The following is a 26,353-nucleotide window of genomic DNA, read 5'->3' as shown; positions in this document are numbered from 1 at the left end:
AGCATCAACAATCACATTGGGCACAGCCGGAATAAAAATAAATTTTCCGTCTGTGCTTAATCAAAACAAAAAATCGCTGAATCGTTCAGCAAATTTAATTTAAACCAGTTTTTGTTGTCCATGACAATCGTCAGGATTTAGTTTAGCATCTAAATGATTGAGGCGCACGAAAGTAACCACTTAATCATTGCTAATTCAACAGAACGTAAACTAATTACAAAATGGAAAAAGTAGAAGTAAAAGATTTACTTGAAGCAGGTGTACACTTTGGTCACCTTACTAGAAAATGGGATCCAAACATGGCTCCTTACATCTATATGGAGCGTAATGGCATCCATATTATCAACCTTTACAAAACAGCTGCTAAAATTAACGAAACCTCTGCTGCTCTTCATAAAATTGCAGCTTCAGGAAAGAAGATTTTATTTGTTGCTACAAAAAAGCAAGCAAAAGACATCGTTGCTGAAAAAGCAGGTAATGTAAACATGCCTTACATCACTGAAAGATGGCCAGGTGGAATGTTGACCAACTTTGTTACGATTAGAAAAGCGGTTAAGAAAATGGCTGCCATCGATCGTATGAAAAAAGACGGAACATTCAACTCGCTTTCTAAGAAAGAGCGTTTACAGGTTGATCGTCAACGTGCTAAATTGGAAAAAAACTTAGGTTCAATTGCTGACATGACACGTTTACCAGGTGCTTTATTTGTTGTAGACATCAAGCGTGAGCATATCGCAATTAAAGAGGCTCAAAAATTGAACATTCCAATTTTTGCTATGGTTGATACAAACTCAGACCCAAGAGAAGTGGATTATTTGATTCCTTCAAATGACGATGCTTCTAAATCAATCAACAAAATCTTATCGTTGGTAACTTCAGCAATTGCTGATGGATTAGCGGAAAGAAAATCTGATAAAGCTGAAAAAACTGCTAAAGGTGAGAAAGCACCTAAAGCTAAAAAAGCAGAAAAAGTAGTTGCAGCAAAAGAAGAAGAATAAAAGTTAACAATTACACAATATAATTAAGTCGTTTAATTGTTTTCTTCGTGAAATAGAATTGAACGACTTTTTTAAATTTTATAAACACTATGGAAAATACGGTAAAAATTACAGCCGCAGAAGTTAATAAACTAAGACAAGCTACTGGCGCTGGTATGATGGATTGTAAAAAAGCCTTGGTTGAAGCTGGAGGTGATTTCGATAAAGCTATTGAAGTGCTTCGTAAGAAAGGTCAGAAAGTTGCTGAAAAAAGAGCAGACAGAGACTCATCTGAAGGTGCTGCTGTTGCTAAAATCAATGCAGATAACACTGCTGGTGTTGCTATCGTTTTAGGTTGTGAAACTGATTTCGTTGGTAAAAACGAAACGTTTGTAGCCTTAGCTAACGATTTAGCTGATATCGCTTTAAACTGCAATTCTAAAGAAGAATTTTTAGAAGCAGATTTCGGTGGTATCTCCGTTGCTGAAAAATTAACGGAGCAAACAGGTGTTATTGGTGAAAAGTTAGACATCACTGCTTTTGAAAAATTAGAAGCGCCTTATGTTGGTTCTTATGTACACATCAATAAAATTGCTGCTTTAGTTGGTTTAACAGCTAAGGTTGACAATGCTGGTGAATTAGTAAAAGATGTGGCGATGCAAGTTGCTTCAATGGGTGCTACATCATTATCTTACAAAGGTTTTGATCCTGCATACATTGCTTCCGAAACCGAAGCAAGAATTGCTGCTATTGAAAAAGACAATGAAGAGTTGGCTCGTTTAGGAAAAACTTTAAAAAACGTTCCTAAATACATCTCTATGGCACAATTAACTCCAGAAGTTATGGCTGAAGCTGAAGAAGCTATGAAAGCTGAACTTAAAGCTGAAGGCAAACCAGAACAAATCTGGGACAGAATCCTTCCAGGTAAAATGGAGCGTTTCATTTCAGATAACACAACTTTAGACCAAGAACAATGCTTATTGGATCAAAAGTTTATTAAAGATGAAAAGAAAACAGTTGCTCAATACGTTGAAACTTATGGTGATGTTGCCATTTCAGGTTTCAAACGTGTAACTGTAGGATAATAAAAAGTAAAGTCGCAAAACTTTAAGAAAGCTTCTCATTTTGGGAAGCTTTTTTTATTCTTTTATTTCTACTTTATCAAAAAAAGATATTGATTATATTTGCTAAACTTTCAAACACAACATGAAATACAAAAGAATTCTCTTAAAGTTATCTGGTGAGGCCTTAATGGGTTCACGCCAATATGGTATCGACCCTCAACGCTTGTCAGAATACGCTAAAGAAATCAAGGAAATCACAGATTTAGGTGTTGAAGTCGCTATTGTGATTGGTGGTGGCAATATTTTTAGAGGTGTGGCTGGTGCCATGAATGGTATGGATCGTGTTCAAGGTGATCATATGGGCATGTTGGCTACTGTTATCAACGGACTCGCCTTACAAAATGCACTTGAGGATGCTGGTGTGAAAACTCGTTTGCAAACTGCTATCAAAATCAATGAAGTCGCAGAACCTTTCATAAGACGTAAAGCTATGAGTCATCTAAGCAAAGGTCGTGTCGTGATTTTTGGAGGAGGAACTGGAAATCCGTATTTCACAACAGATTCTGCAGCTGTTTTGAGGGCTATTGAAATTGAAGCAGATGTCATTTTAAAAGGGACTCGCGTTGATGGTATTTACACAGCAGATCCAGAAAAAGACTTGAATGCCGTGAAATTTGACCATATCACTTTTGACGATGTTTTAAGAAAAGGATTGAAAGTTATGGATACCACTGCTTTTACCTTAAGTCAGGAAAACAAATTACCTATTATTGTTTTTGATATGAACAAAAAAGGCAACTTATTAAAAGTGGTTTCAGGAGAAAACATAGGAACTAAAGTTAATTTATAAAGTTTGGCTTATTATTTGGTAAGCTATTAAACAACTCAAAAGTTGATAACATTATGAATGAAGAGATAAAATTTATACTAGACACTGCGAAAGAATCCATGGATGCGGCAATGAAGCATCTTGAAAAAGAACTAGTCAATATTAGAGCTGGCAAAGCTAGCCCATCGATGCTTGGGAGCGTTATGGTAGATTACTATGGCACGCAAACACCATTAAATCAAGTATCAAACGTTAACACACCTGATGGACGAACAATTTCTGTGCAACCATGGGAGAAAAGTATGCTTCAAGAAATTGAGCGTGCCATTATGAATGCTAATTTAGGCTTCAACCCAATGAACAATGGAGAGAGTATCATTATTAATGTACCACCTTTAACCGAAGAACGCAGACTTCAGCTTTCTAAGCAAGCTAAGGCAGAAGCTGAAGATGCTAAAATTGGGGTTCGAAATGCTCGTAAAGAAGCCAATAATGATCTCAAAGACTTGGATATTTCTGAAGATTTGCAAAAAAATGCAGAAATCGATATACAAGAAATGACCGATACATACGTTAAGAAAATTGACCATGTATTTGAAGTCAAGGAAAAAGAAATCATGACCGTATAATTTCCATAAGCGACTTTTTGCAAGTCGCTTAATTTTTTTTAAAAATTTAATCCTTTAACCCTGAATGCATAAGCGTTTAATTTTGTGTCTAATAACATTATGCGCTGTAGCGTTGCATGCTCAGGATACGTCTATTTCTCAGGATTCACTTCAGACTAAAAAAGACAGCATTAGCAAAACCAAGTACCTAAAGCAATTAGGGAATGGCTATTTCCCTACCAAATTTTTAAATCTTGATTTAAGATACTTGGTAAAATATAATCAATATGAAGGGTTAAGAACTGGAATTGGAGGCATTACCAATGACAACTTCTCTGAAAAATACCGAATTAATAGCTATGTGGTTTACGGATTTAAAGACCATCGCTTCAAATATAAAATTGGTGGTGCTTTTAGAGTAAATGAAGCGCATAATACTTGGGTGAATCTCTCCTATACAGACGATCTTCAAGAAACTGGAAGTTCTTCTTTTTTAACAGATAATAGGTTTTTTCAATTTTTTGAACCTCGATTATTGAATATTGATTTATTCCACAAGCACATCACCAAAGCTGTTTCCTTAGAGCACAACTTATCTGACCAACTTTTTAGTGAAACTGAAGTGTCTCTAAGCAAAATCGATCCAACTTATAACTACTTGTTTGCAACACAAGATGAGATTTATAAAAATTTTGATTTGACCTTAGCTCGAATTTCCTTACAATGGAATCCTTTCAGTACTTATGAAGAAACAGAAGGAAAAATGGTTGAGACCAAAGAAGGTTTTCCAAAGTTTTCGCTTCAATTTACCAAAAGCTTTAAAAATCTTATCAAAGGTGATTTCGATTTTTTCAAAATTGATTTTAGGACTAAATATCAGCTGCATTACAATGACGAGGTTTATACTCAGGCAACATTTAGAAGTGGTTTGGCCACAGGACGCACACCGTTGACCCATTTGTATCATGCCTATCCTAATAACATTACTAAGGAAACTGTTTTTCAGCGTTTCTCAGTTGCTGGTGTCAATAGTTTTGAAACCATATATTTTAATGAATTTTTTTCCAATCGATTTGCAACACTTCAATTAAAGCATTTCGTAAAGCCGTTTAAAATTAGTGAGCGATACAGACCTCAATTGGTTTTGATTTCAAGGTTTGCCATTGGTGATATGAATAATACCGAACGTCACCAAAACATCTCCTTTGGAACACTAGACAAAGGCTATTCTGAAGCCGGTTTTGAACTCAACAAATTGCTATTCGGATTTGGATTGAGTTTTGCATATCGCTATGGTGGTTATCACCTACCGGAATTCACAGATAATCTCGCTGTAAAATTCACTTTTAACGTAAGCTTGTAAAGCTTAGATTACTAATACTAACTAAGCGTTAATTAAGCTTTATTTTAATAAAGAATCCCTAGGTTTTTTCTACCTTTGTCGCTCCTTTTTTTACAGGTACATGTTTAAACTATTTTCAACAGGATTTTGGGAAGTCATTGCGCGATTGATTCTTCGCAATAAAATCGGCATTCTTATCGCTATTATTTTAGCTACGATTTTCTTTAGCTACCAGTGGAAATACATGCGATTTACCTATACTGAAGCGAACCTTTTACCCGACGAACATGAAGTAAATAAGGAATACAATGAATTCCTCGATATTTTTGGTGAAGAAGGCAATCTAATTATTCTTGGTGTCAAGGATTCTACTTTATTTACTGTTGATAAACTAAACGCTTGGAACCAGTTATCTGAAGATCTCAAAGCGTATGACGAAGTTGAAACGGTTTTGTCCATTAAAGACCTTCAAAAATTAGTTAAGAATACGGAAGAGGAGAAATTTGATCTTGAGCCTTTTATAAGGGATTCTATTCACTCGATGGAAGAAATCGAGACGCTTCAAGAAAACCTATTTAAAAAATATCCTTTTTACGATAATTTTTTATTCAATAAGGATTCCAAAACCATTCGTACAGCCATTTATCTCAAAAAAGATATTGTTAATACCTCTGCCAGAAAGGACTTTATTCTATTAACTTTAGAAGATAAAATCAGTCAGTTTGAAAACAACTATGATCTCGATGTTCGCATTTCCGGAATGCCTTATATAAGAACACTGAACTCTAAAAACATCGTTGATGAAATCGGACTGTTCATTGGGCTTGCTCTTGGCGTAACTTCCTTGATATTTTTCTTTTTCTTCAGATCGTTCAGAGCTACGTTTATCTCTTTGATTGTGGTTTGCATTGGAGTGATGTGGACTTTCGGAATCCTCGGTTTGCTTAAGTATGAAATTACGGTTTTAACGGCATTGATTCCACCACTTATCATTGTCATAGGAATCCCTAACTGTATATTCTTAATCAACAAATACCAACATGAGGTTAAACTTCATGGCAATAAGGTTAAATCATTACAACGTGTTATTACCAAGATTGGAAACGCTACGTTAATGACCAATGTGACAACCGCTTCTGGTTTTGCAACCTTCATTTTAACAGAAAGTCAATTACTTAAGGAATTTGGTATTGTAGCTTCATTGAGCATCTTGGCCATCTTCATGCTGTGTTTATTTGTTATTCCTATTATTTACACCTTTTTGCCATATCCAAAAGATCGACATTTAGAACACTTAAACAAACGTTGGATTGGTGGTTTTGTCGATTGGATAGAACGTATGGTAAAGCACCGAAAAATTACCATTTACATCACTGCTTTAATTCTTTTGGTAGGTAGCATTATTGGAATTTATCAAATTAAGATTTCTGGAAGCTTGATTGAAGATATGCCGAAAAAGACACAGTTCTTCAATGATATTAAATTTTTTGAGCAAGAATTCAACGGCATCATGCCATTGGAAATCTTAATCGATACCAAACGCAAAAAAGGGGTTATGAAATTGAGCACCTTAAAGCGCATGAATGAACTGGAGGAACTCATTACTGAAATCCCAGAATTATCACGACCTATTTCTGCTGTGAGTTTGGTAAAGTATAGTAAGCAAGCCTATTATAATGGTAATTCAAAATACTATCAACTTCCTACAAGCCAAGAAAACAGTTTTATTTTGTCTTATGCTAAAAATTCATCCTCAGATGTTGATATGCTAAAAGATTTTGTAGATAGTACAGGTCAGTATGCTCGTATTACGACCTTCATGAAAGATATTGAAACGGACAAAATGGAGCGTATTGAAGAACGGCTTCAAGACAAAATCAATAAAGTATTTCCAAAAGACCGTTATGATGTTATAATGACTGGTAAAGCTTTGGTATTCCAAAAAGGAACAAAGTATTTGGTTCGAAACCTAGTCATTTCACTTAGTTTGGCTATTTTCCTTATTTCTCTTTTCATGGCCTATATGTTTAGGTCGTTTAGAATGATTATGGTCTCACTGGTTCCAAACTTATTGCCATTATTGATTACTGCTGGATTAATGGGCTTTATAGGTGTTCCTATAAAACCTTCCACGATATTGGTGTTTAGTATTGCTTTTGGTATTTCGGTAGATGACACCATTCACTTTTTGGCAAAATACCGACAAGAGTTACAGTCGAACCACTGGAAAATCAGAAAGTCTGTATATGCGGCACTTCGCGAAACAGGTATTAGTATGTTTTATACGTCGATAGTTCTGTTTTTCGGATTTATTGTCTTTACAACATCAAGCTTTGGAGGTACTGTAGCGCTTGGAGCACTAGTTTCAGCAACTTTACTTTTTGCCATGTTGTCCAACTTACTTTTGTTGCCATCGTTATTGTTATCGCTTGAACGCAACATTGCCAATAAGGAAGTTCTACGTGAACCAGCCATCAATATTATTCCAGAAGAAGACACTGATTCCGAAGAAGGGCTCAGCTCATAAAAAATTATATTTGCAAAAACTTTAAAAAATGAGATATTCAGTTTCACAATTATTAACACAGGACATTAGTTTACAGCCTGTAGAAGTCAAAGGATGGGTACGAACCTTTAGAGCAAACCGTTTTATTGCTTTAAATGATGGCTCTACTTTGAACAACATCCAATGTGTTGTTGATTTTGAAAATACTGATGAAGCAACATTAAAGCGCATCACTACTGGTGCTGCTGTGCATATCAAAGGGGAATTGGTGGAAAGTCAAGGAAAAGGACAAAACGTAGAAATTCAGGTTAATGCTATTGAAATTCTAGGGGATTCCCATGCAGAGGACTACCCAATCCAACCTAAAAAACATTCCTTTGAATTTTTACGTGAAAATGCCCATTTGCGTACGCGTACCAACACATTTAGCGCAGTAATGCGTATGCGTTCGGCATTGTCTTTTGCTATTCACAAGTATTTTACTGAGAATGGCTTCTATAATATGCACACGCCAATTATTACTGGAAGTGATGCCGAAGGCGCTGGTGAAATGTTCCGTGTTAGTGTTTTAGATGCTAAAAACCCACCATTGACGGACGATGGTGAAGTTGATTATAAAAAAGATTTCTTCGGAAAGGAAACCAATTTAACCGTATCTGGGCAATTGGAAGCCGAGACCTATGCTATGTCCTTAGGTAAAGTGTACACTTTCGGCCCTACATTTAGAGCTGAAAACTCAAACACCTCACGTCACTTAGCTGAATTCTGGATGATCGAACCTGAAGTAGCTTTTATGGATTTGGATGGTAATATGGATTTGGCAGAAGATTTTCTTAAGTCGGTTTTGAATTATGTTCTAGAGCATAATAGAGAAGATTTAGAGTTCTTGGAAAAACGCTTGTTAGACGAAGAAAAAACCAAGCCACAAGCTGAACGTTCAAGTATGGGCTTGATTGAGAAAATCAAGTTTGTAGTCGATAATAATTTCAAGCGCGTGAGTTATACTGAGGCTATAGATATCTTACGAAACAGTAAACCAAATAAGAAAAAGAAATTCAATTATATCATTGAAGAATGGGGAGCAGACTTGCAAAGTGAACATGAACGCTTTCTAGTTGAAAAGCATTTTAAATGTCCTGTTATCTTATTTGATTATCCTGCTAATATCAAGGCATTTTACATGCGATTAAATGAGCCTGACAAAGAAGGTCGTCAAACCGTTAGAGCCATGGATATCTTATTCCCAGGTATTGGAGAAATGGTTGGTGGCTCTCAACGTGAAGAGCGATTGGATGTTTTAAAGGAAAAAATGAAAGCCTTGAATATTCCAGAAGAGGAATTATGGTGGTACTTAGACTTACGCAAGTACGGAACTGCTGTACATTCTGGTTTTGGATTAGGTTTTGAGCGTTTGGTTATGTTCGCCACTGGAATGGGTAACATTAGAGATGTCATTCCTTACCCAAGAACACCTCAAAATGCAGAATTTTAAGGGTTTTTATACTTATAAATCTCAAAAAACAATCTATGTTTACTCAATAATATAGATTGTTTTTTTTTAACTTTACTTCTATCCAAATTTAAAATATGCTCAAGCAATATCTACAGTTTAAATTATCTCAAAAGTTGTCGCCACAACAGATTCAGCTCATGAAGTTGATTCAGTTACCGACGCAAGCTTTTGAACAACGTTTAAAGCAAGAACTTGAAGAAAATCCTGCGCTCGAAAGTGGAAAGGAAGAACTTAAAGATGAGTTTGATGCTTTGGACGAGTTTGATAATTCAAATGATGACCTTAATGATAATGACACAATTGATGCTGAAGACATCAATGTAGATGATTATTTAAGTGATGACGAAATTCCAGATTACCGCACACAAACCAACAACTATAGTAGTGACGATGAAGAAAAAAATGTGCCCTATGCTGCTGGAACGTCTTTCACACAACATCTAACCAATCAGTTGAATACGTTTCGTCTTAGCGACAACGAGCACGAAATTGCAGAATTTTTGGTAGGCAGTGTTGACGAAAGTGGTTATATAAGACGTTCGTTAACTGATATTGTTGATGATTTGGCATTTACACAAGGGGTTTATACAGATGAAGAGACGGTTGAAAAAATCCTTCATAAAGTCCACCAATTAGATCCAGCAGGTGTTGGTGCTCGTGATCTTCAAGAATGTTTGAGTATTCAGTTACATCGAAAAGAGAAAACACCAGATGTTGAATTGGCATGTGATATCATTGATAAGGCTTTTGACCAATTCACTAAAAAGCACTATAAAAAATTATTGCAAAAGTTTGATATCACTGAAGCTCAGTTAAGGGATGCTATTGATGAAATTGAACATTTAAATCCGAAACCTGGTGGCTCCTATTCAGGTAGCAACAAACCTATTGAACATATCGTTCCTGATTTTATGATTAAGATCGTTGATGGAGAATTGGAATTGACCCTTAATGGACGAAATGCTCCAGAGCTTCATGTCTCAAGGGAATACAGTGACATGATGAAAGGTTATAAAGCATCCAAAGACAAGAGTAAATCGCAAAAAGATGCCGTACTGTTTATCAAACAGAAATTAGATGCTGCTAAATGGTTTATTGAAGCAATCAAGCAACGTCAACAAACCTTATTTGTGACGATGAGTGCCATTATGCACTACCAAAAGGAGTATTTTTTAACAGGTGATGAACGTAAGTTGAAGCCAATGATCTTGAAAGATATCGCAGATGAAATAGACATGGACGTTTCGACAGTATCTCGAGTCGCTAACAGTAAGTATGTCGATACACCTTATGGGACAAAACTCATTAAGGAATTCTTTTCAGAATCGATGACTAATGATCAAGGTGAAGAAGTTTCTACACGAGAGATTAAAAAAATATTGGAAACCGTCATTGAAGAAGAAAATAAGAGAAAGCCATTAACCGATGAAAAATTGGCTTCCATACTAAAAGAAAAAGGCTATCCTATAGCGAGACGTACCGTTGCAAAGTATCGTGAACAATTAGATATACCAGTGGCACGGTTACGAAAAAAGATATGATGGATTCCATTTTAAAAAGCATCTCTTTTATTTTTCATCCATTGTTAATGCCATTACTGGGTGTTATTTTTTACTTTTCAAAAACGCCAAGATTCATTCCAGACCCTATTATTAAGGCAAAGTTATTTTCAATAACGATTCTTACCATTATTCTTCCAATGTTACTGTATTACCTTTTAAAAACGCTTAACAAGGTTCATTCGGTTTATTTGGAATCTACCAATGAGCGTAAGCTTCCCTTGCTATTAAATTGTTTTATAATCTTATTGGTTTTGTTTCGTGTATTACCTCAGAATGAAATCCCAGAGCTATATTTTTTCTTCATAGGCATCCTTATTTCAACGATAACTTGTTTCATTCTAGCGGTCGTTAAATTTAAAGCCAGTATACACATGATTGCAGCCTCTGGATTCTTTATGTTTGCAGTAGCACTAGCCATCCATTTTAAGATTAACATAAATGGCACAATAGCTTTAATGTGCATTATTCTTGGTGCAATTGGCACTTCAAGACTCCATGTTAAGGCACATACAGTATTGGAATTGATAATTGGTTTTTTTGTGGGATTGATGCCTCAAATTATCTTATTGAACTATTGGATGTAGTGGTTTACAAAATGTAAAACATTAAGCCTATTCTAATGGAATTCATTTCAAAAGAGTTCCCATCTATTTTTGCATCTTCATTGAAAATCGTATTCAATCCGTAATAAAAATGAAAATTAATATTAGAGTAGCCTGCACTAAAGGTTAGTCCATACTGAAGTGCATTGAAATCATTAACATTAGATAACTTAATATCACCATCAGGACTTTTAAACTTTGTAGAATTCAATAATACATAACCTAATTTGAGTCCAGCATAAATTCGCCAAAATTGGTATTCGGTTGCTGTAGAGGTTCGCCATCTGAATTCAATAGGAAATTCTACTAAATAGGTCGTAAACTTATTCTTGGTATAGTTAACCTCGTTATCATCTAGAACCGTATAATTAAAGCCATCGTTAGCTTCAGAAATTAAAAGGGTTTGGTTATAAGAGTTTGTTGAGAGTCCTAGACCAATTCCAATGGCGACATTGCGACGTTTATTGATTGGCATATCCCGAATAAAACCTAAGTGATAACCCGTTGAAAAACCACTTTGCGATACACCATTGGGTTTATTTCCCAGCAAGTTATAAGTCACTGAAAAATAAAATTGATCTTCTCTATAGTTATTGTCTACCACAGCTGTTGTATCTGTAACAGAAGATGGTTTTATTTGGCTTTGCCCTTGAGCGGTAAGGATCGTGAAAGCAAAACACAGTAAGAAATAGAGAGTTCTCATAGTACAAATATAACGGAATAAACACTATAAAATTTGGAGGATAGAAATAAAAAAAGCACTCATAAAGAGTGCTTATGATATAATTTAATAATAGGATCTTAATCAAGATTTTTCTTGGCATCACCAGCTGCAGTCGTATAGTTGATTCTAAACGCACTTGCTTTTCTCAACTCCTTTTTAATGTCTCCAACGATACCCATATTAGCTTCCCTATCCACTTTAAGTGAAACGGTTAACTTAGGCACAAGCTCTTCACGTAGTGCAGAACGTTCGGCATTAATAAAAGCCTGAACTTCGCTAATATCTGCCAACTTATCATTCAATTGCATTCTAGCTTCACTTCCATACTTTTCATAACCTTTAGCTGGCTTACCTACATAAATATAACTGATAGGATATTTCTTATCCAGCTTTTCAATTTGGTCTGCTTGAGGTAGTCTGTTAAGAATTTTCAATTCATCTTCTCTCATAACGGTAACTACCATGAAGAAAAATAGAAGCATAAATACAATATCAGGCAATGATGCTGTATTCACTGCTGGTAAACTATTATCCTTTTTACTTTTAAATTTAGACATGTTCTATCTTTTATGTTATTCTACTTCAGAAAGCTTCTGAGGAATCTCAATTTTAATTTGCTCGATAACCTCCTTTAGCTTGTCTTTATTCCCAATAAACTTAGGATCGTCGTAAGCTTTTTCCATTTCAATGAAGGTCATATCAGAAAAACCTTTTTTAGGACCTATTTCCAAAGCTCTTCTGTTACGCAACTCATTATAAGCTGCTACTAATTCATTTTGAACCGTAATGTAAGCCTTATAAGAGGTCATTCTATTGTTCTTAAGCGATATGATAGCTTTGTCTGGATTATCAGAAGACTTAGGGTCTTTTGCACCTTGACAGTAACTACAAGTACCATCGCCTCCATTATCTAAAAACTTAACAGCAGCGGCTCTTAAATTTTTGATTTCCATTAATTCATCTTCAACCAATAATTGGTCTTTATCATTAATAAGAACCGTAAAGATGTTTTTCTCTTTAATAATAACATCCTCATCATTTTCTTCAATAGGTGGTAACTTACGCGTAATCCCAGAATCTTTTGGGATGGTCGTAGTAACTAGGAAGAATATGAGTAGCAAGAATGCTATATCAGCCATTGATCCTGCATTAACTTCTGGTGCTGATCGTTTTGCCATAATAATATTCTGTGTTTCTTATTTACTTAACATCTTTTTAACCCCAAAGAACAGCATCAATCCTGCTGCTAATAGAATTAAAATGTAAAATGATTTGATCGCTCCTTCAATCATTTGTGATTGCGTAGCAGTTAGCGTAGAACCATCACTTAAAATTCTCTCCTCTCCTGAGGAAAGGAAATAGCCTACGAGTAAAATCACTGCAAACACACCAACAGATAGCAGTGCTTTTTTCAGTTTATCAGGATTGCTGACCAAGTTTACTAGACTGAATACCACAGCCGAAATAGCTGCAATTGCCAGAACGATTAGTGCAAGCGTAATGAACGATGATAAAATACCTTGGTTTGCAACATCTGTTTCAATAGCTTCATCGCCAATCATAATTATTCTTACTAAGAAGAATACCGCAATCAGACCAATTACTAAAGCAACAATTTTGATTATTTTTTGAATATTCATATGATGTATGATTTAATAATTTGGTTTATTTCTTGTGTCTTACCAATAAATCCATAAGAGTTATTGAAGCATCTTCCATATCATTTACGATACTATCAATTTTAGCAATAATGTAGTTGTAAAAGATTTGTAATATGATGGCAACGATAAGACCAAATACTGTAGTTAATAAGGCAATTTTAATACCTCCAGCAACTAACGATGGGTTCATATCACCTGCAGCTTCAATTTTATCAAATGCTTCAATCATACCAAGTACTGTACCCATGAAACCAAGCATTGGAGCCAAGGCGATAAATAATGAAATCCAAGAAACATTCTTCTCTAATTGACCCATTTGAACACCTCCATAGGCAACAACTGCTTTTTCTGCTGCATCAATGTCTTCATCGGCTCTATCTAAACCTTGGTAGAAAATAGAAGCAACAGGTCCTTTTGTATTTCTACAAACTTCTTTAGCTGCTTCAACACCACCAGATTGTAGTGCATCCTCAACATTTTGAGTTAATTTCTTAGTGTTTGTAGTGGCAAGATTCAAGTAAATAATTCTTTCAATAGCGATTGCTAAACCTAGAATTAAACAAAGCAATACAATTCCCATAAAGAATGGACCACCTTCAATGAAACGCTCTTTTACAACTTGTGTAAATGAAGCTTCTTCTGCTTCTGGTTCTTCAGCGTTTTGAAAGGTAGTTGCAACTGCCGTAGTTGCTGTGTTTACTGCATAAGCATTAACAGTACCGAATGCCATGAATCCTACTATGGCTAAGATAGAAAATAGTCTTTTCATCGTTCTAGTTCTTAATTTTATTAGTTAAAGTGTTAAAGATATAAAAAAAATGTAATTAAAAAATAAAATTCACGAGAGAGTACAAAGGTTTAACATACTATTGTACCTATGTTAATTCTACTTTGGCACGAAAATAAATAAAATGTTTAGCATTCCTAATTTGAACTTAATTTTTATTGAAAAAATAATATTGAGAATCTCATTATATAATGTAAATTTGGATTGACCCAAATAAAAACCATGACATGATAGATAATTTTTTAGCGCATCTTCAAAATGGAATCTACCATATTTTTAACGCTAATGCCTACGACCATATTTTATTTTTAATTGTTTTATCGGTTCCCTATCTGTTTAAAGATTGGAAACGAATCCTTTTTCTTGTGAGCGTATTCACTTTAGCTCACTGCCTATCACTTATGCTGGTAGTTTACAAGATCATAAGTATTAGCCAAACACTGATTGATTTTCTCATTCCCGTGATTATTTTTATCGTCGGACTTTTCAATGTTTTTACAGCAGGTAAAAAGTCGCATACCAACACGTTTGGCCTTTTGTTTTTTGCGACACTCTTTTTTGGTTTGGTTCACGGATTAGGGTTCACTGATGACTTGAATCGCTTGGTTGCAACTTCTGAATCGAAATGGATTGCCATATTAGAGATCGGGTTAGGCATTGAAATTGGTCAGCTGATTTTATGTTTTGTTGTACTTTTCATTAGCTTTCTATCGCAAACTTTATTTCGGTTTTCCAAACGTGATTGGGTTATGGTCTCCTCATCAATTGTTGTAGGCATCGTACTGCCTATGCTCATTCGAAGTGAACTGTGGTCTTAAAAATTTAAGAAAGCCCTTGTTTTTTTGGTAAAACTTTAACGTAAACCGCTACTTTTGTTGTTCATACCTTTTTCAATAATTGTTACATTTGAAATGTGATATAACATACAATGTCAAAAGAAAAACAACGTCGATACGATAAAGCTTATTTAAGGATTGCCCAAGAATGGGGTAAACTTTCACACTGTAAACGCAAACAAGTGGGTGCACTCATTGTAAAAGATAGAATGATTATTTCTGATGGATACAATGGCACGCCTACAGGCTTTGAAAATTATTGTGAAGACGATGAAGGTTATACTAAATGGTATGTTTTGCACGCTGAAGCAAATGCCATTTTGAAAGTGGCCTCTTCTACGCAATCTTGTAAAGGTGCCACCTTGTACATTACACTTTCACCTTGTAAAGAATGTAGTAAGCTCATTCATCAAGCTGGCATAATTCGTGTGGTATACCAACAAGGCTATAAAGATGATTCAGGGCTTCAGTTCCTTAAAAAAGCTGGTATTGCTCTTGAACATATTGAAGATTTAACTGCATGATGAAATTCCAAAAAAAATACACACCATTATTGTTAGGATTAGCAATCGCTATGGGTGTATTTATTGGCGGAAAATTAAATTTTACCGATACTTCTGACCGTTTGTTTACCACTAATAGTAAAAAGGACAAACTCAATCGTCTTATTGATTACATAGATTATGAATATGTCGATGAAATCAACACTGATAGTATTGTTGATGTTACTGTTAATGGTATTTTAGACAATCTCGATCCGCATTCTATTTACATTCCTAAAAGTGAATTGCAACGGGTTACCGATAACATGAAAGGTGATTTTGTAGGCATTGGTGTGAGTTTTTATACTTACAAAGACACGATTACGGTTATTAGACCTATTGAAGGTGGTCCAAGCGAAAAGGCAGGAATTAAAGGTGGTGATCGAATTATCATGGCAGATGGAGATTCCATTTTTGGTAGAGATTGGAGTAATGAAGAGATTATTGAAAAACTAAAAGGCGAAAGAAACAGTAAAATCAATCTTAAAGTCTATCGCCCAAGTGAAGACAAGTTCATAGATTTTAAAGTAAAATATGCTGACGTCCCTATTAAAAGTGTTGATGCCCATTATATGTTGACTGAAAATTTGGGCTACATAAAAATTAATCGTTTTGCAGAATCTACGTACAAGGAATTCAAAAAAGCACTAGACGCTTTACAAGATCAAGGTGCCACAAAATTAGCCTTAGACCTTCGTGATAATCCAGGAGGTTTTCTAGGGATTGCCGAGCAAATTGTAGATGAATTTTTGGAAGATGACAAACTTATTCTCTTTACAAAGAACAAAGCTGGAAAAATTGAAAAGAGTTATGCCACTCGTCGTGGTGATTTTGAGGAAGGTGATATCTATATCCTAATCAATGAAAACTCTGCATCAGCCAGTGAAATTGTGGCAGGTGCACTACAAGATAATGACAAAGGTACAATTGTAGGAAGACGAAGCTATGGCAAAGGACTTGTACAACGTGAAATGGCTTTAGGAGATGGCAGTGCAGTACGCCTTACTGTATCTAGATATTATACTCCAACTGGACGCTCCATTCAACGCCCTTATCACAACGGAAACAGTAATGATTATCACAACGATTACTACAAACGCTTAAGTAATGGAGAACTTGAGAATTCTGACAATATACAAATTGCCGACTCATTAAAGTTCACCACACCACAAGGCAAGATTGTTTATGGTGGTGGTGGCATTATTCCAGATGTGTTTGTCCCACTAAATACAAGTGCCCAAAATGAAACTCTGAATTACATCAACAGGAAAGGATATATCAGTAATTTTGTGTTTGAGGAACTGGATAAAGATCGATATTTTTATGATGGTGTCGATAGTAATGATTTTATTTCGAATTTTGAGGTTAGTGATGCGGTTGTAAAAAGGTTTGAAGACTATATCAATCTGAAGGAGCGCACCACCATCTCTTTTGTCAATTATCGAAATCGCATGAAACAACTTATTAAGGCAGAACTCGCTAGTCAATTATTTGGTAGTAATACAGCAGAGCAAGTCTTAAACCAAACTGATGATATGATTGAGGAGGTTATTTTGTTGAGTCAAAATAATTACGACTTCAGCCATTAAATCTTATCATGCACCTTAGTGTGCTTGCCACCATTCCAAAGTGTAAGAATATCTGTAGCCACTTGTGCGCCACTTCCAGAAGCAATTGCAAATTGACTTCTCCATCCTGCCATTGTACCAGCAACATAGAAATTTTCATCCACTAAATGGTCCTTGTTTTTTAACCATATTCGCTCTTTTTCAACTACAGCTCTTGGATGCGGTTCTATATAAGGTTGAAGTCCAACAATATCAACCAAATTGGTATAACCTACAGCAACAACAACAATTTTAGTCGAGTATTTGTTTTTATTCGTGGTGACTATATAACCTTCCGCAGACTTAAATATGGATGTGACCTTTTCTTTTTCGATTTGCTCCACGTGTGGATAGAGCTCTTTTAATTGAGCTTTCCCATTTTCCAAAATGGACGCTCCAGTCGTTCCAGGTGCTAAGCCCAAGACATTATTAAATAAAGCACTTTGTAAATGGGATGATCTTTGGTGCATAATAATCCCAATATGTTTATCTGCTACAAATGGTTTTGATTTTGCCGAGCCCAAAACTAAAGCACAGGACATACCTGCTGCACCACCTCCAACAATTAAGACATCAAACATTAACGCTTCTCTTTTAGTTTTTCATCAACACGTTTCGACAACCTTAAGACCTGCAATAATATGATGGCGCATAAAGCTGCTAAAATGGTAATAAGAGCAATAACACTTTGACCTTCAAAAGGGGCATTCCAATCAATTTGGGAAATATTAAATCCTATTAATCCTAAAGCTACTATGGTTACGATGATTGTAAATACTTTCATAAGGTGTTTTTAAGCTAATTCAAACAATGCTTTGATATTGTGAGCAAATAATTTTACGGCAATGGCCAATAAAACCACACCAAAAACCTTTCTAATGATGTTAATGCCATTTTTGCCCAAAACATGTTCCAACTTCGCCGATGTTTTAAGAACTATAAAGATAACAATAACGTTACAAATAACCGCTACGATAATATTTTCAATGGAAAACTCAGCTCTTAAAGACAGTAATGTCGTTAAACTTCCTGGTCCAGCAATCAAGGGAAAAGCTAATGGAAAGACTGAAGCTGTCATCGCACTAGAACCATCGTCTTTGTATAGTGTAATGCCTAAAATCATTTCCAAAGCTATAAAGAATATCACGAAAGCACCAGCAACCGCAAACGAATTCACATCAACACCAATTAATGACAAAATGGTTTTCCCCAAAAACAAAAATAAGATCATGATCACACCAGCAATAATAGAGGCCTTTTCACTTTGGATATGACCAACCTTCTTACGTAAATCGATAATAATAGGAATGTTCCCAACAATATCGATTACAGCAAAAAGCACCATAAATGCCGTAAATATCTCCTTAAAATTGAATTGAATATCCATGGTTTTCAAATTTTCGGCAAAAGTAGGCTTTTAAAGGTGATTTTTAGTATTAAATAACGGTTAAGTTTGATTATTTTTGCTCACTGAAAAACAATTCGTTTTGACATGTTTCAATTAGGCAAAACCATCGTTTCTGAAGACATCATTGAAAAAGACTTTATTTGCAATCTTTCGGCGTGTAAAGGGGCTTGTTGTGTTGATGGTGACGCTGGTGCTCCTCTGGAAGCCAAAGAAGCAAAAATTCTTGAAGACATTTATCCAAAGGTAAAACCCTTTCTGAGAGAAAAAGGCATTAAAGCTATTGAAGAACAAGGCACTTATATTAAAACAACTTATGGTGAGCTGGAAACACCTTTAATTGATGGGGCAGAATGTGCCTATGTCATTTTTGATGAGCACAACACAGCGCTTTGTGGTATTGAAGAAGCCTACAATCAAGGAGAGGTCACTTGGAAAAAACCCTTATCATGCCACTTATATCCTATTCGCATCAAGGGTTATTCTGAGTTCTCGGCTGTCAACTATGAAAAATGGGAAATATGTGATGATGCCTGTACTTTGGGCAAAGAACTTCAAGTACCTGTTTATAAATTTGTAAAAGAAGCCTTGATTCGAAAGTTTGGTGAAGATTGGTATGCGCAACTTGAGAAAATCGCAGAAAATTACAGATAAAAGAACGTTTAGGCAGATTTCAATGTCGAACGAATAGGAATATCAATTACCACTCGAGTACCTTTAGGCTTATCATTATCGTAAAGGTCTTCAATATGAATCTTGTAGTCTTTATCATACCCTTTAGAGAAATTAGCCAGTCGTGCTTTGGTTAATGAAATCCCAACCGATTTACGTTTCAGAAGCTTGTTTTGATTTATTTTTTCAGACTGTTCGCGTCCGATACCATTATCTTCAATAGCCAAGGTCACAAAATCATCACTGGTTTTATAAACACTTAGGCTTATGGTCTTATCATCCTCTTTTTTAGAGGACAAACCATGCCAGAGCGCATTTTCCAAAAAGGGCTGTAAAATCATAGAAGGCACCTTTACACTTGAAGTATTGAAACCTTCCTCAACATCAACCTCAAAATGAATCTGGTTTGAGAACCTGATGTTTTCAATATTCATATACAGTTTCATGGTTTCGATTTCATCCGCTAATGAGATTTCTTTTTCAGTGGAAGCGACCAGTATCTTTCGTATCAGCTTAGAAAACTTATTCAAATAATAAACCGCATTTTCTTTCTCATTATTAATGATGTATAGCTTTATGGAATTTAAAGAGTTAAAAATAAAATGTGGATTCATCTGGCTTCTCAACATATCCTGTTCCAACGTAAGAATTTGTTTCTCCTGTTGTAATTGACGCGTTCTATATATAGCAACCAGCACAGCACCTATAACAAATAACGCTAACATTGAGTACCAAAAGATTTTCTTATTGCGCTCCAGACGTGAACGCACTAGTTCATTTTCATCAGCAAGAGCTTGAATTTGTTTGTTCTTAGCCTCATTCTCATATTGAATGATGACATCGTTGACATATCTTAAATTACGTTCATTAGAAATGGTCTTTTCCAGCTCTATAGCACCTTTATAAAACTCAAGAGCCAGTTGCGACCGATTGGTTTTTTCATATAAGTCTGATAATTGTTTTTTAGCTTCAACAATAGATAAATTCAAACTATATTCTTCTGCCACTTTCAAACCTTTATTCAGATTACGTTCTGCGTTGGTATATTTTTTCAATCCTTTTTCAGCCCAACCCAAGTTGATATAAGATGACGCAACATAAAACTGATCGCCAATCACCAAAGCTTTTTGAAGTGCTTTTTCAATAATTACTTGTGCTTCTTGAAAGAGCTCTTGTTTAATATAAACCTTACCTATACTATTGTAGCAAATTACTCTACCAATCTCAGAATCTATTTGGTTGTTATAGTCTAAAGAACGTTTATAGTTACGTAACGCATTATCAAATTCACCTTGAGCCTCGTAAGCAAATCCTATATTTTGATAATTGATAGCAAGTCCTAATCTATTTCCTGCTTCTTTTTCAATCACCAATGATTTTTGAAATTGCCGCATGGCAAGTTCATATTGCTCCAAAACCAAATAGATATTACCGATACTATTTTGAGACACTGCAATATTGTACTTGATTTCTTCGGAAGGATTATTAACAGATCTGGCGATATCCAAGGCTTTGGTATGAAAATCTAATGCAGGCTTAACCAAGTCCATTCGCCTATAAGCTACACCTATATTATTAAGGCTGATGACTTGCAATAAATTATTGTTGACCTCATCTGCCAACGCCTTTGCCTTTTGGTGCAAGTTTATCGCCTTCTCATATTGCGATGTATCTCTGTAAATCACACCTAAAGCGTTCAAGGCATAGCTTTCACCTTCTGGATATAATATCGCTTTCGATTTATTCGCCAACTGGCGCATTTTTAAACTGTCTCTTGAAACGTTTGAAAATAAGGAATCAAGGGTTTTAAAACTGGTTGGCTTCTTTGTTTCTATTACAGACAGACTAGAATCAAATACTGAAATCTCAGTGTTTTGAGATTGTAATAATAACACGGAACAAAAGACTAATAAAACCAAACATAGTTTGGTTTTAACACGTAAAACGTTGTCTGTTTGAAACCTTTTGTACATATTATAATTTCTCTAAAAAGTCTGATTTTCGCTGCCGAGCTACTGGGATTTTGTGATTGGAAAGCATGACCACATAGCCTTCACTTTTGATAAACTCCTTAATCTTTGTCAAGTTGATGATGTAGGAATTATGTATTCTGAAAAAATAATGCTCTGGTAAAGTAGCATCAACTTCCTTAAGTTTCTTAGTAATAACCAATTGTTGTCCATCCTCCATATGAATTGTACTGTAGTTGCCATCTGATTCTACATATAGGATATCATCAATATTTAAAAAAATCAATTTCCCATCGGCACTTATGGTAACGCGTTTCGTATCGAACTTGCCATTGAAATTGGTTAGTACTTCTTCAATTTTAGAAACGTTTAGAGCTCTGTAATTATGTTTTTTGATTTTTTTCAAGGTGTCCTCAAGATCATCCGAATCTATTGGTTTCAGAAGATAGTCTATGGCCTCATGCTTTAAGGCTTTAATGGCATATTCATTGTAAGCAGTTGTAATCACCACTGCAAAATCCTTGTTGGGTAAGCGTTCTAAAAATTGGAATCCATCCATCGTTGGCATTTGGATATCTAAGAACAAACAATCTGGCGGATTTTCATTGAGGTACACAATAGCGTCTTCAGGATTTGAAAACGTCTCAACAACCTCAATGTCAGAACTAAAATTTGACAACTCCCAAGTCAGGCTTTGAATAGCTTTTGGCTCGTCATCAACTATAACTGCATGTATCATAAATCAAATATAGGATTTTATACAATTCCCATATTCAGATTATGTGTGGTTAGTATTTTTTTGTGTGTAATGTGCAAAAAAATAGTTTTTAAGGGCGTTTTTATTCCTCTTATACCAACTATACATTTTTTATGACCAATTATACAAATTCATCATAAGCGAGGTCTAAATTTATACATATTTGTACCAACGATTTATTGACCAAATATTATTAGTACATAGAAAAAGTGATCGTGGGGATTCACTATTTTGATTAAATGCTATTAATCATAAAAGTCAGGGTCAAACCTGACTTTTTTTTCTTTTAATCTTTTCATATGGCTATAAATAGTTTTAGTTAGTTACGTTAATTATTAGGGTGAAAAAGAGCACTGAATTCAGTGCTCTTTTTTATTTGAAGCGACAATCAAAAACCTATTGAAAACACTGGTTATTTCAACTCATTTAATAAGACTTTACCTACTTTTAGCGTTCAATTTTTTTGTTTTTAACAAATTGATTATTAGTGTTTTAAAAAAATTTTTAACAAATCTTTAGTTTTTTTGTCAATTCATCAATTGTTAAAAACTTGTTGAAAAGCTTTCGTTAAAAACAACAAAAAATCTTCTACATTTTTGAATCTTTGTTAGTCCCAAATCACACGAAATTTTTCATTCAATTTTTAACGTTTAAAACCCTATCATCATGTCTCAAGCAGAAGAACCAATTTTAAAGGAAAACAAAGACAGATTTGTAATTTTCCCAATTCAACATCACGATATTTGGGAATGGTATAAAAAATCTGAAGCTTCTTTTTGGACTGCTGAGGAAATTGACTTGCACCAAGACCTTACAGATTGGTCTTCAAAATTAAATGATGACGAACGTTACTTCATTAAGCATATTTTAGCCTTTTTTGCGGCAAGTGATGGTATTGTAAATGAGAATTTAGCAGAAAATTTCGTGAATGAAGTGCAATACAGCGAAGCTAAGTTCTTCTATGGGTTCCAAATCATGATGGAGAACATCCACAGCGAAACCTACTCTTTACTTATTGACACCTATGTTAAAGATGAAAAGGAAAAAGATGTGTTATTTAAGGCTATTGAGAATTTCCCTGCTATCAAGAAAAAAGCAGATTGGGCTTTAAAATGGATTGAATCCCCAAGCTTTGCTGAGCGTCTTATCGCTTTTGCTGCTGTGGAAGGCATCTTTTTCTCTGGTGCTTTCTGTTCTATATTTTGGTTGAAAAAGAGAGGGCTAATGCCAGGACTTACATTTTCCAATGAATTGATTTCTAGAGATGAAGGTGTACACTGTGATTTTGCAGTACACTTGCACAACAATCACTTAATTAACAAAGTTCCAAAAGAACGTATCAGAGGAATTATTGTTGATGCCCTAAATATTGAAAGAGAATTTATCACAGAATCACTTCCTGTAAGCTTAATTGGAATGAACGCTAAGTTAATGACACAATACCTAGAGTTCGTTACAGACAGGCTACTTACTGAATTAGGGTGTGAAAAAGAGTATAACTCAAGTAATCCATTTGATTTTATGGATATGATTTCCCTTCAAGGGAAAACAAACTTCTTCGAAAAACGTGTGTCTGAATATCAAAAAGCAGGTGTCCTGAATAAAGAAGAAGAAAAAGACAAGTTCAGTTTTGATGCTGACTTTTAAACAGTAAAATTAATTAATCCTTATAGTTTTAAGTGCTACGCCTTCCGTTGCTAACCGGAAGCAAACGATGTAACTTAAAACCTAAAACTAACTTCTGAGCATGGGTTGCCAGACCAATGCTTGGGCTAACTAATAATCCCTTTCTGGAATGGTGTTTCCAGAAGCAAAAAACGTGTAAAACTATGTATGTATTAAAAAGAGACGGAAGAAAGGAACCAATGATGTTCGACAAAATCACTGCGCGTGTTCGCAAATTGTGTTACGGACTTAACGAACTTGTTGATCCAGTTAAAGTTGCCATGCGTGTCATTGAAGGCTTGTACGATGGTGTGACTACCAGCGAATTGGATAATTTAGCAGCTGAGATTGCAGCTACCATGACAACGGCACATCCTGATTATGCAAAATTAGCAGCAAGAATTTCTGTTTCTAACCTACATAAAAACACCAAAAAATCTTTCAGTGATGTCATGGAAGATTTATATACATACGTTAACCCTAGAACAGGAAAAAAAGCACCTTTATTGTCTGATGAAGTATATAAGGTCATCATGGAGAATAAAGATAAATTAGATTCTGCAATCATCTATAACCGTGATTTTGGCTATGATTATTTCGGATTCAAGACCTTGGAACGTTCTTATCTTTTAAAGTTAAACGGAAAAATTGCTGAGCGACCTCAACACATGTTGATGCGTGTTTCCGTAGGAATACATTTAGATGATTTGGACGCTGTTTTGGAAACTTATGAATTGATGTCCAAAAAGTATTTTACACATGCAACACCAACATTATTCAATTCTGGAACACCAAAGCCACAGATGTCTTCTTGCTTTTTATTAACCATGAAAGACGATAGCATCGATGGCATTTATGATACGTTGAAGCAAACCGCTAAGATTTCACAATCTGCTGGAGGTATCGGATTATCTATTCACAACATTAGAGCTACAGGGAGCTATATTGCTGGAACCAACGGAACCTCAAACGGAATTGTACCTATGCTTCGTGTTTTTAACGACACAGCACGTTATGTAGATCAAGGTGGTGGAAAACGTAAAGGAAGTTTTGCCATTTACCTAGAAACATGGCATGCTGATATTTTTGATTTTCTTGAATTGAAGAAAAATCATGGTAAGGAAGAGATGCGTGCTAGAGATTTGTTCTATGCCATGTGGATTTCCGATTTGTTTATGAAACGTGTTCAGGAAGATGGCGAATGGACTTTAATGTGTCCTAATGAATGTCCTGGCTTAGCTGATTCCCATAGTGAGGAATTTGAAGCTTTGTACACTAAGTATGAAGCTGAAGGAAAAGGTCGTAAAACCATCAAAGCCAGAGATCTTTGGGAAAAGATATTAGAATCCCAAATTGAAACTGGAACGCCATACATGTTATATAAGGATGCGGCCAACCGCAAATCCAACCAAAAGAACCTTGGTACAATCAAGTCTTCAAACTTGTGTACAGAAATTTTGGAATACACCTCTCCAGATGAAGTAGCGGTTTGTAACTTAGCGTCAATTGCCTTGCCAATGTTTATTAAAAACGGTGAGTTTGATCACAAGGAATTATTCCGAATTACAAAACGTGTAACCAAAAACCTCAACAAGGTTATTGACAGAAATTACTATCCTGTTAAAGAAGCCGAAAATTCTAACTTCCGTCATAGACCAATCGGTTTAGGAGTTCAAGGCTTGGCAGATACGTTTATTAAATTGCGTATGCCTTTTACCAGTGATGAAGCCAAAGCTTTAAACCAAGACATTTTTGAAACACTATACTTTGCAGCTGTTACGGCTTCTATGGAAGAAGCTAAAACTGAAGGGCCATATAAAACCTATAAGGGTTCTCCTATAAGCAAAGGTGAATTCCAACACAATCTTTGGAATATTAAAGATGAAGAGTTAAGCGGTCGTTGGGATTGGGAAAAACTACGCAAGCAAGTTAAAAAACATGGTGTTCGAAACTCCTTATTGGTAGCACCAATGCCAACAGCGTCCACGTCGCAGATTTTAGGAAACAACGAATGCTTTGAGCCATATACCTCTAACATTTACACGCGTCGTGTATTGTCTGGTGAGTTCATTGTAGTGAACAAGCATTTATTGGAAGACCTTGTAGAACTCGGACTTTGGAACGAAAGCCTAAAACAAGAAATCATGAGAGCTAATGGCTCTGTTCAAGATATTGAAGGCATTCCTCAAGACATTAAGGAACTTTACAAAACAGTTTGGGAATTGAGTATGAAAGATATCATTGACATGTCTCGTCAAAGAGGTTATTTTATTGACCAGTCTCAGTCTCTTAACCTTTTTATGGAAGGAGCTACTATGGCAAAACTAACTTCTATGCATTTCTACGCTTGGAAGAGTGGCTTGAAGACTGGAATGTATTACTTAAGAACCAAGAGTGCTGTTGATGCCATTAAGTTTACTTTAGATAATAATAAGAAAAAAGAAGAGCCTGTTGCCGAAACGGTAGAAGTTGACAATGCCGCTATCATTGAAAAGCAACAGCAAAAAGCCGAAAAAACAGCAGCTAAGTTCGCTCAGCAAACCGCAGCAGAAGTTGAGCCAATGTCTCCTGAGGAAATGAAAGCTTTAATCGCGCAAGCGAAAGCATCTGAAGGTGATGATTGCTTAATGTGCGGATCTTAAATCAAATAAGATTGATTTAATAAGTGTTATTTAAAAAACCATCTTAAATTTAAGATGGTTTTTGTTTGAATTAAAGATATCT

Annotated in this window: 25 protein-coding genes; 15 read left to right on the top strand and 10 right to left on the bottom strand. The window is 35.3% G+C overall.

What is annotated here, in order from left to right:
- Positions 1-221: 221 nt before the first annotated feature.
- From rpsB to AB9K26_RS13090, 9 genes are all read left to right on the top strand, one after another.
- Positions 222-998, top strand: coding sequence for a 30S ribosomal protein S2 (gene rpsB / locus AB9K26_RS13130; protein WP_369973011.1), 777 nt, complete (start codon positions 222-224; stop codon positions 996-998).
- An 89-nt stretch (positions 999-1,087) separates the two neighbouring features.
- On the top strand, positions 1,088-2,062 hold the full coding sequence (gene tsf, locus AB9K26_RS13125) for a translation elongation factor Ts (protein ID WP_369973010.1): 975 nt from the start codon (positions 1,088-1,090) through the stop codon (positions 2,060-2,062).
- Positions 2,063-2,183: 121 nt separating this feature from the next.
- The gene (gene pyrH / locus AB9K26_RS13120) at positions 2,184-2,891 is read left to right on the top strand and encodes a UMP kinase (protein ID WP_369973009.1); all 708 of its coding nucleotides are present in this window, start codon (positions 2,184-2,186) and stop codon (positions 2,889-2,891) included.
- A 53-nt stretch (positions 2,892-2,944) separates the two neighbouring features.
- On the top strand, positions 2,945-3,499 hold the full coding sequence (gene frr / locus AB9K26_RS13115; protein ID WP_369973008.1) for a ribosome recycling factor: 555 nt from the start codon (positions 2,945-2,947) through the stop codon (positions 3,497-3,499).
- Between the two features lie 82 nt (positions 3,500-3,581).
- On the top strand, positions 3,582-4,841 hold the full coding sequence (locus AB9K26_RS13110; RefSeq protein ID WP_369973007.1) for a DUF5686 family protein: 1,260 nt from the start codon (positions 3,582-3,584) through the stop codon (positions 4,839-4,841).
- A gap of 100 nt (positions 4,842-4,941) precedes the next feature.
- Positions 4,942-7,347 (top strand): RND family transporter, encoded by a 2,406-nt coding sequence (locus AB9K26_RS13105; protein WP_369973006.1) that lies wholly within the window; start codon positions 4,942-4,944, stop codon positions 7,345-7,347.
- A gap of 28 nt (positions 7,348-7,375) precedes the next feature.
- On the top strand, positions 7,376-8,818 hold the full coding sequence (gene asnS, locus AB9K26_RS13100; protein ID WP_369973005.1) for an asparagine--tRNA ligase: 1,443 nt from the start codon (positions 7,376-7,378) through the stop codon (positions 8,816-8,818).
- Between the two features lie 95 nt (positions 8,819-8,913).
- Positions 8,914-10,380 (top strand): RNA polymerase factor sigma-54, encoded by a 1,467-nt coding sequence (rpoN, locus tag AB9K26_RS13095; protein ID WP_369973004.1) that lies wholly within the window; start codon positions 8,914-8,916, stop codon positions 10,378-10,380.
- Positions 10,380-10,985: a hypothetical protein gene (locus AB9K26_RS13090; RefSeq protein WP_369973003.1), complete on the top strand. Its 606-nt coding sequence runs from the start codon at positions 10,380-10,382 to the stop codon at positions 10,983-10,985. The genes rpoN and AB9K26_RS13090 overlap by 1 nt, the downstream gene beginning before the upstream one ends.
- Before the next feature lie 4 nt (positions 10,986-10,989).
- On the opposite strand, the gene AB9K26_RS13085 is transcribed toward AB9K26_RS13090, so the two are convergent.
- From AB9K26_RS13085 to AB9K26_RS13065, 5 genes are all read right to left on the bottom strand, one after another.
- Positions 10,990-11,706 carry a porin family protein gene (locus AB9K26_RS13085; protein WP_369973002.1) on the bottom strand — a complete coding sequence of 239 codons (717 nt, stop codon included), beginning with the start codon at positions 11,704-11,706 and terminating at the stop codon, positions 10,990-10,992.
- A gap of 98 nt (positions 11,707-11,804) precedes the next feature.
- The gene (locus tag AB9K26_RS13080) at positions 11,805-12,284 is read right to left on the bottom strand and encodes an ExbD/TolR family protein (protein WP_369973001.1); all 480 of its coding nucleotides are present in this window, start codon (positions 12,282-12,284) and stop codon (positions 11,805-11,807) included.
- 15 nt (positions 12,285-12,299) lie between these two features.
- On the bottom strand, positions 12,300-12,905 hold the full coding sequence (locus AB9K26_RS13075; protein ID WP_369973000.1) for an ExbD/TolR family protein: 606 nt from the start codon (positions 12,903-12,905) through the stop codon (positions 12,300-12,302).
- 18 nt (positions 12,906-12,923) lie between these two features.
- The gene (locus tag AB9K26_RS13070) at positions 12,924-13,367 is read right to left on the bottom strand and encodes a hypothetical protein (protein ID WP_369972999.1); all 444 of its coding nucleotides are present in this window, start codon (positions 13,365-13,367) and stop codon (positions 12,924-12,926) included.
- Positions 13,368-13,392: 25 nt separating this feature from the next.
- On the bottom strand, positions 13,393-14,157 hold the full coding sequence (locus AB9K26_RS13065; RefSeq protein WP_369972998.1) for a MotA/TolQ/ExbB proton channel family protein: 765 nt from the start codon (positions 14,155-14,157) through the stop codon (positions 13,393-13,395).
- Between the two features lie 245 nt (positions 14,158-14,402).
- On the opposite strand from AB9K26_RS13065, the gene AB9K26_RS13060 reads away from it, so the two are divergent.
- The 3 genes from AB9K26_RS13060 (at position 14,403) to AB9K26_RS13050 (ending at position 17,142) form a co-directional block, all read left to right on the top strand.
- Positions 14,403-14,993 (top strand): HupE/UreJ family protein, encoded by a 591-nt coding sequence (locus AB9K26_RS13060; RefSeq protein WP_369972997.1) that lies wholly within the window; start codon positions 14,403-14,405, stop codon positions 14,991-14,993.
- A gap of 110 nt (positions 14,994-15,103) precedes the next feature.
- A complete protein-coding gene (locus AB9K26_RS13055; protein ID WP_369972996.1) occupies positions 15,104-15,535 on the top strand; it encodes a cytidine/deoxycytidylate deaminase family protein in 432 nt (143 codons plus the stop codon).
- Complete coding sequence (locus AB9K26_RS13050) at positions 15,535-17,142, top strand: S41 family peptidase (RefSeq protein ID WP_369973096.1); 1,608 nt, start codon at positions 15,535-15,537, stop codon at positions 17,140-17,142. Before AB9K26_RS13055 ends, AB9K26_RS13050 begins: the two co-directional genes overlap by 1 nt.
- Here AB9K26_RS13050 and AB9K26_RS13045 read toward each other — a convergent pair.
- Genes AB9K26_RS13045 through AB9K26_RS13035 form a run of 3 tightly spaced genes read right to left on the bottom strand, consistent with a single transcriptional unit; the run spans position 17,139 to position 18,541 of the window.
- Positions 17,139-17,741: an FAD-dependent oxidoreductase gene (locus AB9K26_RS13045; RefSeq protein WP_369972995.1), complete on the bottom strand. Its 603-nt coding sequence runs from the start codon at positions 17,739-17,741 to the stop codon at positions 17,139-17,141. The two genes, AB9K26_RS13050 and AB9K26_RS13045, sit on opposite strands and share 4 nt — an antisense overlap.
- Complete coding sequence (locus AB9K26_RS13040) at positions 17,741-17,944, bottom strand: hypothetical protein (protein ID WP_369972994.1); 204 nt, start codon at positions 17,942-17,944, stop codon at positions 17,741-17,743. Before AB9K26_RS13040 ends, AB9K26_RS13045 begins: the two co-directional genes overlap by 1 nt.
- 9 nt (positions 17,945-17,953) lie before the next feature.
- A complete protein-coding gene (locus AB9K26_RS13035) occupies positions 17,954-18,541 on the bottom strand; it encodes a MarC family protein (RefSeq protein WP_369973095.1) in 588 nt (195 codons plus the stop codon).
- Between the two features lie 111 nt (positions 18,542-18,652).
- On the opposite strand from AB9K26_RS13035, the gene AB9K26_RS13030 reads away from it, so the two are divergent.
- Positions 18,653-19,219 carry a DUF3109 family protein gene (locus AB9K26_RS13030; protein ID WP_369972993.1) on the top strand — a complete coding sequence of 189 codons (567 nt, stop codon included), beginning with the start codon at positions 18,653-18,655 and terminating at the stop codon, positions 19,217-19,219.
- An 8-nt stretch (positions 19,220-19,227) separates the two neighbouring features.
- Here the strand turns inward: AB9K26_RS13030 and AB9K26_RS13025 are convergent, their stop codons facing one another.
- The gene (locus AB9K26_RS13025; RefSeq protein WP_369972992.1) at positions 19,228-21,132 is read right to left on the bottom strand and encodes a tetratricopeptide repeat protein; all 1,905 of its coding nucleotides are present in this window, start codon (positions 21,130-21,132) and stop codon (positions 19,228-19,230) included.
- 79 nt (positions 21,133-21,211) lie between these two features.
- On the bottom strand, positions 21,212-21,946 hold the full coding sequence (locus tag AB9K26_RS13020; RefSeq protein ID WP_369972991.1) for a LytR/AlgR family response regulator transcription factor: 735 nt from the start codon (positions 21,944-21,946) through the stop codon (positions 21,212-21,214).
- Between the two features lie 684 nt (positions 21,947-22,630).
- Between AB9K26_RS13020 and AB9K26_RS13015 the strand changes: the two genes are divergently transcribed.
- A complete protein-coding gene (locus AB9K26_RS13015; RefSeq protein ID WP_369972990.1) occupies positions 22,631-23,611 on the top strand; it encodes a ribonucleotide-diphosphate reductase subunit beta in 981 nt (326 codons plus the stop codon).
- A gap of 182 nt (positions 23,612-23,793) precedes the next feature.
- Positions 23,794-26,271 (top strand): ribonucleoside-diphosphate reductase subunit alpha, encoded by a 2,478-nt coding sequence (locus AB9K26_RS13010; RefSeq protein WP_369972989.1) that lies wholly within the window; start codon positions 23,794-23,796, stop codon positions 26,269-26,271.
- Positions 26,272-26,353: the final 82 nt, after the last annotated feature.

Origin of the sequence: Psychroserpens sp. XS_ASV72 (assembly GCF_041224425.1) — a bacterium.
Lineage (GTDB): Bacteria > Bacteroidota > Bacteroidia > Flavobacteriales > Flavobacteriaceae > Psychroserpens.
This window is presented reverse-complemented; position numbering and strand designations above follow the sequence as displayed.